At 39.2% G+C, this 15,427-nt stretch carries 4 protein-coding genes; all 4 read right to left on the bottom strand.

Annotated elements, in window-relative coordinates; all coding sequences use genetic code 11:
• Positions 1-2 precede the first annotated feature (2 nt).
• Positions 3-1,361: an MFS transporter gene (locus IQ247_RS00395; RefSeq protein ID WP_193915631.1), complete on the bottom strand. Its 1,359-nt coding sequence runs from the start codon at positions 1,359-1,361 to the stop codon at positions 3-5.
• 456 nt (positions 1,362-1,817) lie between these two features.
• Entirely contained in the window at positions 1,818-6,455 is a 4,638-nt protein-coding gene (locus IQ247_RS00390; RefSeq protein ID WP_193915629.1) for a non-ribosomal peptide synthetase, read from the bottom strand.
• Positions 6,452-9,739 carry a non-ribosomal peptide synthetase gene (locus IQ247_RS00385; protein WP_193915626.1) on the bottom strand — a complete coding sequence of 1,096 codons (3,288 nt, stop codon included), beginning with the start codon at positions 9,737-9,739 and terminating at the stop codon, positions 6,452-6,454. The genes IQ247_RS00390 and IQ247_RS00385 overlap by 4 nt, the downstream gene beginning before the upstream one ends.
• 767 nt (positions 9,740-10,506) lie before the next feature.
• A complete protein-coding gene (locus IQ247_RS00380; protein WP_193915623.1) occupies positions 10,507-15,303 on the bottom strand; it encodes a non-ribosomal peptide synthetase in 4,797 nt (1,598 codons plus the stop codon).
• Between the last annotated feature and the right edge of the window lie 124 nt (positions 15,304-15,427).

Raw genomic sequence — 15,427 nt, 5'->3', positions numbered from 1 at the left:
GATTAATTTTTCGGAATAACATCGGGTAGTTCCTGTTCCACGAGTCTTAGCTTCGGGTAAAGGTAAGCAATTGAGGTCAGTAAAATTACTAGAAATCCGATGATAATTAATAGGAGTCCTATACCACGACCAGTTCCAGTACCAATAATTTGTCCGATAGTAGTAGCCAGAGGACTATTGGATGTCATTAAAGGTTCAAAAACATGGTCGGTTAAAAAACCAGCACTGACATAGCCAAGGGACAAGCAGGTAGTTGCGATCGCTCCTTGTAAAGCAAATACTCTTCCCTGTATATTGGCACTAACTTTCTTTTGTAATATTGCGAAAGTAGAACTATTAATAACGGGTACAGTTAGGAAGAAGAGAAACCCAAAAGCAGTAAACAAGTATAGGGAAGGTTGCAAACCAGCAATTAAAATAAATAATCCCGCAAGGATAGTGCTGATAAATATGGTGTGAATGTAACTTTGCCACTTACCCCAAATACTAGTAGCAACACCACCCACCAAAATACCAGAACAAGTGATAGAAAAGATTGTACCAGCAATGACTACTGAGTTAAATGATAACGCTAGGGGTATGACAACAACATCAAATACTCCTACAAGGTAGTTAATAATGATGGTAAACAACAGCACTGCTAATAGTCCAGGACGTTGGTACAAATAACTAAACCCTTGGGAAACTTCCTCTAGGAATGACATTTTTGCTGATTCTTCGCTGTCTTGGATGGTTTCACTGTTGTTAATTTCTGGAAATGGAAGTATTAGCAGGAAAATTTGAGCAAAGAGCATCGTCGAAAAGTCGATCAAAATAATGCCCTTGAGATGGATAATACTTAACAGTGCAGCTGCGAGGATAGGGGCAGTTAGTCGAGCAAAACCATCGGCTAACTGGTTCATACCGTTGGCACGAGCAAGGTGTTTTTCTGGTACAAGTAAGGTGACAGAAGCATTATAAGTAGGCCATTGGATACCCAGGAAACCATTACTAACAGCAGTCGCAATATAAATATGCCAAATTTCTAGCTGACCGCTAATATATAACAATGCTATGGTTAAGGTACACAAACCCGCACATAAATCACTAATAATCATTAGCCAACGGCGACTGAAACGGTCGGCTAATACTCCAGCTATGGGAGAAATCAGAATAAAAGGAAGAGTATTAAATAGCACCAAGAGTGCGAACTGAGTCACCGACCCGGTTTTTTGATAAACCCAAACATCTAGAGCAAAGTTGGTTAATCCAGAGCCTGTTACAGAAACAATTTGTCCAAACCAAATAAGTATAAAAATACTCATTTCCTGGATAACTGTTAGTACTCCTTGTGTAGGTGATTTTTCTCTAATTTCGATCATATTAGTTGTTGGCTGTTAGTTGTAAATAAACAGGACTTACGCAATTGTCACATTTTCCTTGTAGGGGAGCCGGTTTAGGCGGTGTAGATTAACTTCGGGCATTATTGCCGTTGTGTGATATCAAATCCGTTTGTATCGGAATTATATATTTTTAACGCAAAGTGACGCGGAGGTAAGCGCAGCGGAAAGTGCGGTCTTGGGGGTTCCCCCCATGAGCAACTTTTCAAGAGAGAGGAACGCAGAGTTTTTTTGCACATACTTTTTATCATTCCGATGTAAGGGTAAAGGATATGACGCTACGATTAAATTTGAACGTAGTAATAAGGTTTGTAGCGTCACACACCATCAACCTACTTGCAACAAAAGGTAGAGCATATTTTATTTGAGTAAAGTATATTTGAACGAGGCAACCGAAGCCCATCCCACAAGAGTTTTAGTCTAGGAATTATATTTAATTTACCTACAAAGTGCTGTAAGTTGATTAGTTGATAATGGAGCAGTTAAATAACCACTCTTGATAAAGTAAGAAAAATAAGTCTCTAGTAGTTGTAGTTCCATAGAAGGAAATATAATATCTGTACCCACTAAACCTTGGTGAGTATTTGTGAGATCAAATTCTGGTTCTGGTGTTGAATCCGTTGTGTTTTGAGAATATACAGGTAGCAATGGTTTAAGAACGTTATCTGAATCTAACTGTGATTCTTTAACCAGTTGCTCTAACCACTGTTGATAGGGAACTTGTTGTAAAGGATAGCCTAAAGTTGGAATCAAGTTAAACAGTTCGTTCATTGGGGTAGGATGGGGATTAAGCAAGTGAAATGCTTTCCCTAAAGATTCTTTTTGTTGTGATAGATGGACAATAGCCTTACTTACATAATCAACAGGTGTCAAGTTATCTAAAGCATCATCCATTTGGGGTGCAATTCCCATTTGTATACAACCTTTAATTAATCTACAAAACAAGTCATCTGTGTTACAAATGCCAGTTTGGCTATGTCCTGTGACTCTGGCTAATCTGTAGATACTAACTGGAAGTCCCCTATCTCGTGCTTCCATGACTAATTTTTCAGCTACCCATTTACTTTGACAGTATCCATTTTCAAGACCTTCTGTTTTATCTAATGGATCTGATTCTAAAATGCAATTGTTTTGGGAATAAGCAATAGCTGAAAAAACAGAGGTGGTGGAAATATAATGTACGGGTTTGAGTTTAATTTCGCTCGCTAATCTGAGAATTTCTTGAGTTCCTAAAACGTTGCTGGGTTTGAGTACAGAGTAAGGATAAATTGTATTTATCCACGCAGCATTATGATAGATAATATCAATTTTATTTGCTAAATCGTGAAATTGGGATGGAGAAAGACCCAAAAGTTTTTTCGATAAATCTCCCACTATCGGAATAATTCTAGTATTTTTATTTGTTTCCCAAATACCATAGATTTTCAACTTATTTTGTAGCTTTTGTCTAGCTTGTTCGAGATTTTGAGAACGGATAAGACAATATATATTAGCTTCTGTTTTTTCTAATAATTCATGGATTAAATAAGCTCCGACAAATCCAGTAGCTCCAGTTAATAAGATATTTTGAGGCTGACTTTTCCCATCAAAAGATAATTTTTGGGGTCGAATATTTGGGTCTAAGACAGCATCTTTACGGAAATCTTCTTCTGTATTTGTGGTGATTTTAGCAGAATTATCTTGTGCGATAATTTTATCAATTAATTCTGCTAATCCGGCAGTAGTTGGTTCTTCAAACAAGTAACGTAGAGGTAAGTCTATTTTCCAAGTTTCCCGCAACTGGGAAATTACTTGAGTAGCACGTAGGGAATGTCCTCCCAATTCAAAGAAATTGTCGTGAATGCTTATTTGTTTGACACCTAAGATATTACTCCAGATTTTGGCTACAGTTTTTTCTGTATCAGTCCGAGGATTAACAAAATTATCTGATTGAGAAATAGACGCTTTTGGGAGAGCGCGACGGTTTACTTTACCATTAGGAGTTAAAGGTAGTTCCTCCAACATCACAAATATGGAAGGAACCATGTAATCGGGTAACTTTTGTTTAAGGAAATCCCTTAGTTGATTTTGGATTGAGGGTTGATGATTTGGGACAATATAGGCGATAATTTGCTTGTTTCCGGGTTGGTCTTCTCGGACAATTACCGCAGATGCTCGAACTAGAGGATGTTGAGCTAACAGAGCTTCAATTTCCCCTAATTCAATCCGAAAACCACGAATTTTCACTTGATTATCAATCCTACCCAAGAACTCGATATTACCATCTGGTAAATAACGTGCTTTATCACCTGTTTTGTAAAGTCGGGAGCAAAGAGTAGGGAGTAGGGAGTAGGGAATAGGAATAAATTTTTGTTTTGTTAATTCTGGAAGATTGAGATAACCAGATGCTAAACCCACACCACCAATATGTAGTTCTCCTGGTACACCAATCGGAACTGGTTGGAGATTTTTATCTAAGATGTAAATTTGTGTATTAGCTATGGGACGACCTATAGATACTCCATTAGTATAATTATGCTTTGATGATGATTGTGGTTTATAGACTGTAGCTGTAATAGTGGCTTCTGTGGGACCATAAGCATTTACCCACATTACCCTATCCCCAACCAATTGCTGCCATAAAGCTAGTCGTTCGGGTATTACCTGTTCGCTACCTGTAACTAACAAACGCAGGTTGTTTGGTACCACAGACTTACCTTGAGATATTTCCAAAACCCACTCTTGCCAGTATGGTGTTGGTATATTGACAACTGTTAAGCTTTTCTGCTCAATAAATCTGGAGAAATCAGCAAAAGAACTGAACATTTCTCTAGGGCGCATTACTAAGGTTCCACCGCTTAATAAGGTAGGGAAAATTTCTTCTGCTGCTACATCAAAACTGAACGAAGCAAATTGTAATACTCGATCGCAATTAGTCAAACCATATTCTGCGATCGCGCTGGTTGCGTGGTTAACTACACAAGAATGGGAAATCATCACTCCTTTCGGTTTCCCCGTAGAACCAGATGTATAAATTATGTAAGCTAAATTATTTGGCTTTACCTTTGTACAGACAGGATATATCCCGTCTGTAAAAATCAGGTCACTATCAAAACAAACTACCTTGGCTTTACTTTCAGGTAATAAATTAATTAAATTAATTAACTTCTGCTGAGTTAATAGCACCAACACCCCAGAATCATCCACCATATGAGCTAAACGTTCTGGGGGATAGTTGGGATCAAGGGGTAAATAAGCACCCCCAGCTTTTAATATCCCCAATAATCCCACGATCATTTCCACAGAACGCTCTACACATAAACCTACTAAAACATCTGGTTTAACTCCCAAAGTTATTAAATAATCTGCTAGCTGATTTGCACGGTTATTTAGTTGTGCGTAAGTTAATGTTTCGCAACCAAACTCTAGCGCTATAGTTTCAGGATTGCGTTTTACCTGTAACTCAAACAACTCATGAATACATTTGTCTTCAGCAAAATCACTCTTCGTAGAATTCCATTCCACTAATAATTGATGCTGCTCTTTTTGTGTGAGTATTGGTAATATACTGATTGGTGTTTGCGGATTTTCAACAATAGCTGCTAATAAGGTTTGGAAATGACCAGTCATCCTGGTAATGGTATCTACATTAAATAAGTCGCTACTGTATTCCCACCAACCTCTCAAACCATTTATTGTATCTTCTATTACTAAACTTAAATCAAATTTTGAGGTAACAATTTCTGTTTGTAAAGGAGTTACAGTTAAACCAGGGAATTCGAGTTGTGACCTTGAGTCATACTGCAAGTCAAACAGCACCTGAAACAAAGGACTATAACTGAGATTTCGTTCTGGCTGTAATGCTTCTACCACCTGCTCAAAAGGTACATCCTGATGAGTTTGACCATCAGCAGCTACTTTTTTGACTTGATTGAGTAAATCGGAAAAACTGGGATTTTCACCTAGCTGAAATCGCAACACTAAAGTATTGACAAAAAAGCCAAGTAATGATTCTATCTCTTTACGGTTGCGGTTAGCAACGGGAGAACCGATACAGATATCATCCTGACCGCTATAGCGTTCAAGTAAAGTTACAAAAGCCGCCAGCATTGTCATAAACAGCGTGGCTCCTGACTTTTGACTGAGGATTTTCAACTTGGCACTTAAATCTGAATCTAGTTGAAATTCTACAACACCACCGCGAAAACTCTGAACTGGGGGACGGGGACGGTCTGTAGGTAGTTCTAACAATGGTGGTGCGTCAGCTAACTGTTGCTTCCAGTAGTTCAGTTGCTTTTCGAGAATTTCACCTTGCAAATACTGTTGCTGCCAAACGGCAAAGTCTGCATACTGTATAGATAATTCCGGTAAAACTGTAGAAATATTTGTCGCGTTTCCATAAGTAAAAGCTTGATAGAAAGCGGACAACTCCTGCATAAAAATTCCCATTGACCAGCCATCAGAAACGATGTGGTGCATATTTATCACCAATACGTGGGATTGTTCGCTCAGTCTCCAGAGATGGAAACGCACCAAAGGAGAGTTGATCAGGTCAAAGGGTTTGTCACCTTCTTTTGTGGCTAATTGTTTTACGGTAGTGAATTTGGAAGCGGATGGTAAATCCTCTAAGTCAATTAATTCTAGATTGAAATCGATTTCTGGGTCAATTACCTGCATGGGGTTGTCATTAACTATGACAATATGGGTACGCAGGATTTCGTGACGACGCAGGATTTCTCTAATTGCTTGTTCTAGGGCTGCAATATTCAGATTGCCAGTAATTTCTAGTGTTAAGGGTAAATTGTAGGTGCTGTTTCCCCCTTCCAATTGATAAAGGAACCATAATCGCTGTTGTGCAAAGGATAAAGGTAGCTCTTGGTTGCGGGGAACCGGACTAATAGACTCAAAACTAGAGTTTGAATTGAGATTAATTTGTTGCAAGAAACTAATAATTTCTGCTTTACGCTCAGATAAATGGGTACGTATTTCTGGTGTTAGTGTTCCTTTCGGTGCATTACAGCGCAAACGACCTTCTTCGACCCATAGCTTAATATCTAAACAGGAAAGGTCTAACAAAAATTCTTCAATGTTTTTCACAGTTCAATTTCTTCCCGTTCTGCTTGGTTTTCTAATAAATGGCTAGGAGATGCTTCTGTGAGTTTTTGCGCTGTTGACAGCAGAAGGTCAATACTCGCAGCTAGTTGAGCTACAGTCGGTTTTTCAAACAAACGACGTAGGGGTAATTCTATTTTCCAATTCTGGCGCAACCGGGAAATTACTTGAGTTGCGAGTAAAGAATGTCCTCCGCATTCAAAGAAGTTATCGTGAATGCTTACTTGCTCTAATCCTAAAACTTCCTGCCAAATTTGTGCCAAATTTTCCTCAGTAGGAGTACGGGGTGGGACAAAACTTTCTAGGTCATGGCTTACAGAAGGAACAGGTAGTCTACGACGGTCTATCTTACCGCTAGGAGTCAAAGGTAAAGCATCTAAAAATACAAAAACACTAGGCACCATGTATTCGGGTAATTCCTGTTTGAGAAAGTCCCGTAATATATTTTGGATTTTAGATTTTGGATTTTGGATTACGATATAGCCAACAAGACGTTTTTTGTTTGGTTCATCTTCTCGAAGCATAACTACTGCTTCCGATATTTGTGGATGTGCTGTCAGTGCAGTTTCTATCTCTCCCAACTCAATGCGGAAACCTCGTATTTTTACTTGATTATCAATTCGTCCCAGGAATTCAATATTACCATCAGGTAAATAACGTGCTAAATCACCTGTTTTGTATAATTTAGGCGTTGGGCTTTCTCTGTGTCCCCTACTTGTTTCAACAAACGGATTGGGAACAAACTTTTCGGTAGTTAAATCTGAACGGTTGAGATATTCCCTGGCTAAACCAACACCCCCAATATATAGTTCTCCTGGAACATTAATGGGTACGGGTTGGTGATGAGAGTTGAGAATGTATATCTGTGTGTTAGCAATAGGACGACCAATGGGAGGAAGGCTTGAAAATTTTTGAGTATCAGCATTCGGTTCTAAGGTAAAAGCTGTGACTACATGAGTTTCTGATGGTCCATATTGATTTTGGAGTGTGCAATTAGGGAGCCTTGTCAAAAAGTTAGTCAGAGCAGTTGTCATTTGCAACTGTTCCCCTGCGGTAATAATTTCCCGTAAACTCACAGGTAAATAATCGCTACTAGCAGCAACCTCAGCTAACTGCTGTAAAGCAACAAAAGGTAGAAATAATCTTTCAATCTTTTGTTCTGTGAGTAACTTTAATAAAGCGATCGCATCTCGTCTCACATCATCGGGAATTAAAACTAATGTCCCACCAGCGCACAAGGTAGAGAAAATTTCTTGGAAGGAGACATCAAAACTTATCGGTGAAAATTGCAGGGTTTTGGCATCCCGATTAGCAATTCCATTTTCAATTTGCCACATTAATAAGTTAACTAGGGAACGGTTACTCATCGCCACTCCCTTGGGTTTACCAGTGGAACCAGAAGTGTAAATTACGTAAGCTAAATTTTCCGGTTTTACATCTGTAGATATATTAGATATTTCCTCCAGAAAGGGAACTGTAATCATATCTTTATCCAAACAAACTACTTTTTCGTGTTTGGGTAAATAGTCGAGAAATGAATTTTGAGTCAGCAATACCGACGCTTGAGAATCACTCAACATATAAGCCAAGCGTTCTTGAGGATAGCTTGGATCTAGGGGTACATAAGCTCCACCAGCTTTCAGAATTGCTAACAACCCCACAACCATATCTATAGAACGCTCTACACACAAACCAACTAACACATCTGGTTTGACACCTAAAGTAATTAAATAATCTGCTAACTGATTAGCGCGATTATTCAATTGTTCGTAAGTTAATGTTTCGCAATCAAACTGTAGCGCTATGTTTTGAGGAGTGCGTTGTACTTGTTCTGAAAACAACTGATGAATACATTTGTCAGGATATTTTGTATGGGTGTCATTCCATTCCACTAATAACTGATGTCGTTCTACTTCAGTGATCAAAGATAAGTCTTGTAATTGACTTGTTGGATTTATAACCACTCCCTCTAACAAAGTCAGGAAGTGATTCCCCATCCTAGTAATAGTATCTGCATCGAAACGACTACAATCGTAAAGCATTCGCACTAACAATTCTTCCCCCGGTATTACTACCAATGTCAGAGGATAATTTGTGCGTTCGTAGGATTTTATTTGGTCAATTTCTAAACCTGCTGTGTCTTCTAGTAAGGAAGAACCTACAGGATAATTTTCAAACACTACAAGACTTTCAAATAAAGGTCTTCCTCCAGGTATTTCACTGAAGCGCTGGATTTCGACCAGGGGATACCATGAATATTGTTCTCGTTCCAAATGCTGTGACTGTAACTGTTCTAACCATTTAAATAGTTCTGTATCGCCCGACACTTGCACACGTACAGGTAAGGTATTAATAAATAGCCCAACCATAGATTCTACACCGGACAAAGTGGGAGGGCGACCGGATACGGTAGCGCCAAATATTACATCCGACTCACCACTATAACGACTGAGTAGCAATGCCCAAATTCCTTGCAATAAGGTAGAAAGGGTGAGATGATGTTGCTTTACTAAAGATTTGAGAGCGCTGGTAGTCTTTTCTGATAATCGTAGATGCTGTTCTTGGTAAGTGCTTTTATGTTGTGAAGAAAGCTGTACCACTTGGTCTACAACCAAGGGAGTAGAAGCAGTAAAACCTTGGAGTGTTTGTTGCCAAAATGCTTTTGCTGTAGAGAAATCTTGCTTTTGCAGCCAATTAATATAGTCTTTGTAGGGACGCAGAGAAGGTAAGTATAAATCTTCGCCTTTATTCAATGCTTCGTAAAAAGTAAAGACCTCTTTAAGGATAATCGGTAGACACCAACCATCCGTTAACAGGTGATGAGAACTCCAGATAAATTTATAAGTTTGCTCGCTCAATCGAATTAAGGTGTTCCGCATCAGTGGTGCTTTGTCAAGTTCAAAACCCTTATCTCTATCTACTTGTAGAAAGGTTTGAAATTTTTCTTCTTGCTCAACTGCTGATAAATTTCGCCAGTCATAATTAGCCCAAGGTAGATTTACCTTTTTGCGTACTACTTGCAGTGGTTTTTTACTATTTTCCCATACAAAAAGAGTACGTAATACTGGATGTCGTTCCACTACTCGTTGCCAAGCTTGTTCAAAGACAGTAACATTTAAGTTTCCACTCAGATTAAAGCTCAGTTGCTCGAAGTAAACACCCGATTCTCCTTCGTAAAGGGTATGGAAGAGCAAACCTTCCTGCATTGGAGAAAGCGAGTAAATGGATTCAATATTTTTACTTTTATTTTCTGGAACGTTAAGTGTCATTTCAGTTACCAGTTATTTTTTGAGAAATATAGGGAGGAAGGTTGTAGAGACGCGATATATCGCGTCTCTACATGGTTTCGACAATAAACGAACCCGTCAGAATTTATGACATAAACCACTAGTACTTGACCACACAAGTTTTGAGGGGTGGGTATCCAACTCGCCAGGGACTGTAAGTCCCTGTCTAATAGCGAAAGTCCTATAAATAGGACTGAAGTAATACCCCTCAAAATTAATGTGGCGGACTACTAGTGGTCCTTTTCATTAATTATGATGGGTAAGAAATTCGTAGTGCGTTGGCGTAGCCTGCCCCGGAGGGGCATACCGGAAAGCTCGCTGGTGGCATCTAGCTCGCTAGCTACTACCAGGGAGCGAGACGCTCCCACTACAAATATTTAACCCAGCAAAACTAATGCAATCAAGTACTAGTAGTTCATTTCATTAGTTCTGAGGGGTAGAAGTAGTGCGAGCGTCCCGCTCGCTGATTGTAACGAGCGCGTTACCCATCAAATTTAATGCAATGGACTACTAGTGGTCCTTTTCATTAATTATGATGGGTAAGAAATTCGTAGTGCGTTGGCGTAGCCTGCCCCGGAGGGGCATACCGGAAAGCTCGCTGGTGGCATCTAGCTCGCTAGCTACTACCAGGGAGCGAGACGCTCCCACTACAAATATTTAACCCAGCAAAACTAATGCAATCAAGTACTAGTAGTCCTCTGAGGACTTCAGCGATTAGACAGGGGCTTACAGTAAGAAGGCTGACTTTATCAATCAAGGATTGACAGCAATGCATCAAGCTCATCTTGACTTAATCCTGCTTCTGGAAAATCTGAAGGAGTATATCCTCCTGCTTCTTTGCACAGGCAATGAGCGATAATTGCTTCTAGAGCTTGTAGATAATAATTAGCTAAATTTTCTACGCTAGACTGTCTATGAATATTTTGGCTATACCTCCAATCCAATTGCAGTCTACCGTTAATAATTAACCCATCTATTTCTAATAAATGAGAGCGCTGTCCTAAAGGACTATGAATCTCACCATTCGACTCTTGAGCAAATTTCCACCCATCACCGAACTGTGTTTGGTCAAATTGACCCAAGTAATTAAAACTTATCTCGGCTTGGGGAAGTGCTTGTAATTGTTCGCAGATAGTCTGATCGTGACTGAGATAGCGCAAAATGCCATAGCCAATACCTCGTTGGGGAATTTCTCGCAGTTGTTCTTTAATTGATTTGAGAGCTTCTCCAGAATGGATTGAGTCTTCTAGTTTTAATCGAACAGGGAACACACTAGTAAACCACCCTAGGGTGCGGGATAAATCCACATCCTCAAATAAATCTTCTCTTCCATGACCTTCTAAGTCAACGAGTAAAGAATTACAACCACCCCACTGAGCAAAGGTTTGCACTAAGGCAGTAAGCAATACATCATTAATTTGGGTGTTATAAATTGAAGGCACATCTTGCAATAAATTGCGAGTTTGTTCCCTACTCAGGGATACAGATACAATTTTGCTGCTGCCGACAGTGTTAGCAGATTTTTCATAAGCATAATCTACAGGTAAAACAGTAGCAAAAGTATCAAAATTTTGCAACCAGTATTTTAACTCTAATCTTAATTTTTGCTCTTGAGCGTAGTTTTGGAGTCGATATGACCAATCTTGAAAAGATGTAGTTTTAGCTACTAATTGGATATTTTCTCCCTGCAAAATTTGGTAATAAGCTGTTGTCAAGTCTTCCAGTAAAATTCGCCATGAAACACCATCAACAGCGAGGTGATGGATAATAATCAGTAAACGTCCCGGTGAAGAGACACCCAACTGGAATAACATTACCTGGATTAAGTTACCTGTAGAGAGATTTAGTACCCTTTGTAGTGCGTTTGCTTTTTGCGCGATCGCGATTTTTTGTTCTTCTGATGTCAGGTTTGATAAGTCCACAACCTCGAAGGGTACAGAAGAGCTAGCATCGCCGTTAATTTGCTGCCATTGAGAATTATTATGCTGGATATATTGCAGACGCAAAGCATCATGATGAATCAACAACTGCTGTAGTACCTGCTGCAATAACTCTGGTTTAATATTAGATGGTACTTCCAGTAGCATTGCTTGGTTGAAGTGGTGGGGTTGAGCAAAATTTTGCTCGAAAAACCAATGCTGAATTGGGGTTAGGGGAATTTCTCCAGTCACTAAACCTTGTTGTGCTTGTAGATTATTAGTAGCTGTACCAGCAACTGTTGCTAATTCCGCAATAGTTTGATATTGAAATAATTGTTTTGGTGTCAGTTTTAAACCAGCTTGATGAGCGCGAGCGATAATTTGAATACTGATAATAGAGTCTCCACCCAGTTCAAAGAAGTTGTCATAAATACTTACTTGTTTTAACTTTAAGACATCCTGCCAAATTACAGCCAATGTTTCTTCAGTATTAGTACGGGGAGCAACAAAGTTTTCTGAATCAATATTTACTAATGGAACCGGAAGGGCGCGACGGTCTACCTTATCACTGGGGGTAAGAGGTAATGAATCTAACGTCACAAAAAGACTAGGTATCATGTAGTCGGGTAACTTCTGTTTGAGGAAGTCCCGCAATGTATTTTGGATTGAGGATTGTTCTACTACATAAGCAACAAGACGCTTTTTCCCTGGTTCATCTTCTCGGACGATAACTACAGCTTCTTTGATCTGGGGATGTGTGGCGATCGCGGTTTCGATTTCTCCTAATTCAATCCGAAAACCACGAATTTTAACTTGGTTATCAATTCGACCAATGAAGGTAATATTACCATCAGGTAAATAACGAACTAAATCGCCGGTTTTGTAGAGTCTTTGGGATTTTTCCCAAGGTTTTGGAATAAATTTTTCAACCGTTAACTCTGGATGGTTGAAATAACCTCTAGCTAAACCCGCGCCACCAATATACAATTCTCCCGGTACACCAATAGGAACTGGTTGCAGGTATTTATCTAGAATGTATACTTCTACATTATTCAGTGGTCGTCCGATGGGTAAGTGTTCCTTGATGTCAGGCGATCGCAACTCGGACAATTTACATATTGTTGTTTCTACAGTTGCTTCCGTCGGACCGTAAGCATTAATTAATAAGGGAGGTTTTGTGAGCTTGCTTGACCCATAATTTTGCCACAGATTCAATGTTTCTGGCAATGCTGCTTCTCCCCCGATAATTACCAATCGTACTGATGGCGGTAATATTTGATTTGTAGTTGCTAATTCAGAGGTTAATTGATGCCAATAGGCTGTGGGTAAATCTAATACCGTTAACTGCAACTCCCAGCAGTTTTGGAGGAATTTAGCAATAGAACCGATCATTTCATCGCTGCGTAATACCACTGTTGCACCAGAGGTCAAAAAAGTATAAATTTCTTCTGCTGCTACATCAAAACTAATTGATGCAAATTGCAAAATTCTATCCCTGGAACTGATTTCATACTCTATCTTTGCGGCTTCAATGAAATTTACCAAAGACTGATGTTCTATCATTACACCCTTTGGTTTTCCTGTAGAACCCGAAGTATAAATTATATAAGCTAAATTATTCGATTTTACCTCTGTAGAGACGTTACATATAACGTCTCTACATATTGAATCTGTATCCAAGCAAATTACTTTTGCACTACTTTCAGGTAAAGCATTGATTAACTTCTGTTGAGTTAGTAGCACCGACACCCCAGAATCAGTTAACATATACGCTAAACGCTCTGGGGGATAATTTGGGTCTAGGGGAACATAAGCACCACCAGCTTTGAGTATTCCCAATAATCCCACCACCATTTCTAAGGAACGCTCTACACATAAACCAACCAGCACTTCAGGTTTTACACCCAGAGTTTGTAGATGATGTGCTAGTTGGTTGGCTTTGATGTTTAATTGTGCGTAGGTCAGTTTTTGAGAGCCAAATTCCACCGCGATCGCAAATGGTGTTTTTTCTACCTGTAACTCAAACAACTCATGAATACATTTGTCATGAGGAAAATCACTCTGCTTAGAATTCCACTCAACTAATAACTGATGCTGTTCTTTTTCTGTGAGGATAGGTAATTCACTAATTATAGACTGGGGATTCGCAACAATCGCTGATAACAAAGTTTGCAAATGACCTGTCATCCTCGCAATCGTAGTACTTTCAAACAAGTCAGTATTATATTCCCAATAACCTCTAAGTCCCTCTTGTGTTTCCCACATCGACAAGCTTAAATCAAACTGAGATGTACCCCGCTCTACTAACTGGGGAGTCAAGGAAATATCAGGTAAATCGAATGTATCTATGGAAAAATTCTCCAGTACAAACATCGTCTGAAACAACGGATTGTAACTGGGAGAGCGTTCTGGTTGTAATACTTCTACAACTTGCTCAAAGGGTACATCTTGATGTGCGTGAGCATCTAAAACAACCCGTCGTACTTGTTGTAAGAATTCAGCAAAGCTGGGATTATCTTTAATTTGGGTACGTAAAACTATTGTATTAGCAAAAAAGCCAATTAATGCTTCTATTTCCCGACGATTGCGGTTAGCAAAGGGAGAACCAACACAAATATCCTCTTGACCACTATAGCGATAGAGTAAAATACTGTAAGCCGCCAATAGAGTCATAAACAAAGTTGTTCCTGACTTTTGGCTGAGGGTTTGTAGTTGTTTGGTCAAATTTTGGTCAAGTTGAAATTGAGTTATCTTTCCACAATAAGTTTGTACGGGAGGACGAGTTTTATCAGTTGGTAACTCCAACAATGGTGGAACTGAAGCTAACTGTTGCTTCCAATAGTTTAGTTGTCTTTCCAGTATCTCCCCAGTTAACCATTGACGTTGCCAAACTGCAAAGTCTGCATATTGGATGGGTAATTCTGGTAAATTTGTAGAGACGCGACATATTGTATCTTGATAAAAGGCAGATAATTCTTGAAAAAACACTCCCATTGAGCAACCATCTGTGATGATGTGGTGCATGACTAATATCAGCACATGGGATTCTGAATCAAGGTGTAGTAAAGTAGTTCGTAACAAAGAATCATTGCTAAGGTCAAAAGGTTTCCTTGCTTCATTGCTAATAATTTGTTGTAACTCTGCTTCTGATAAACCTTGGAAGTCAATTACTGGTAAAGGTACCCTTAAGCTAGGGTTAATCTGTTGTAAGGGTTTTCCTTCTACAGTCGGAAAACTTGTTCGTAAAGCTTCGTGACGAAGGACAATTTCATTAATACTTTTCTCCAAAGCAGGGATATTTAGCTTCCCTGTAATTTGCACTTGGAAACTTTCATTGTAAAAAGGGTTGTTACTATCTAATTGATAGCTAAACCACATCCTTTGCTGGCTGAAGGATAAAGGTAAGTCTCCTTTTCGGGGAACAGCTACTATTGCTGTGTTTGAGGATTCTTTAGCAATATGAGCTTCTTGGAGAAAAGCCAGGATTTCTGTTTTTCGCTCGATTAATTCTTGTTTCAGGGTTGATGTCATTACTCCCTTGGGAGAACGATAACGCAACTGTTGATCTTCAACCCAGACATTAATTCCTAAACCTTTTAAGTTAGATAAAAATTTAACTATAGTCATTAGTTGTTAGTTGTTAGTTGTTATCTCTGTTTATCTCTTTCCTCTGCGTCCTTTGCACGGTAATTGCTACAACAACGCAGGGAACCTCCGCAACGCAGTGCCTTGTCTGTGAGGTTTTTTTAAT

It is taken from the genome of Plectonema cf. radiosum LEGE 06105 (assembly GCF_015207665.1).
In the GTDB taxonomy this organism is placed as follows: domain Bacteria; phylum Cyanobacteriota; class Cyanobacteriia; order Cyanobacteriales; family Nostocaceae; genus Rivularia; species Rivularia radiosa_A.
The sequence above is the reverse complement of the archived record's forward strand: the minus strand, read 5'-3'. Positions and strand labels throughout refer to the sequence as shown.

Bases quoted from the DNA above. Each gene is read 5' to 3' on its own strand.
- IQ247_RS00395 (WP_193915631.1), bottom strand. From the start codon at position 1,361: ATGATCGAAATTAGAGAAAAATCACCTACACAAGGAGTACTAACAGTT.
- IQ247_RS00385 (WP_193915626.1), bottom strand. From the start codon at position 9,739: ATGACACTTAACGTTCCAGAAAATAAAAGTAAAAATATTGAATCCATT.
- IQ247_RS00380 (WP_193915623.1), bottom strand. From the start codon at position 15,303: ATGACTATAGTTAAATTTTTATCTAACTTAAAAGGTTTAGGAATTAAT.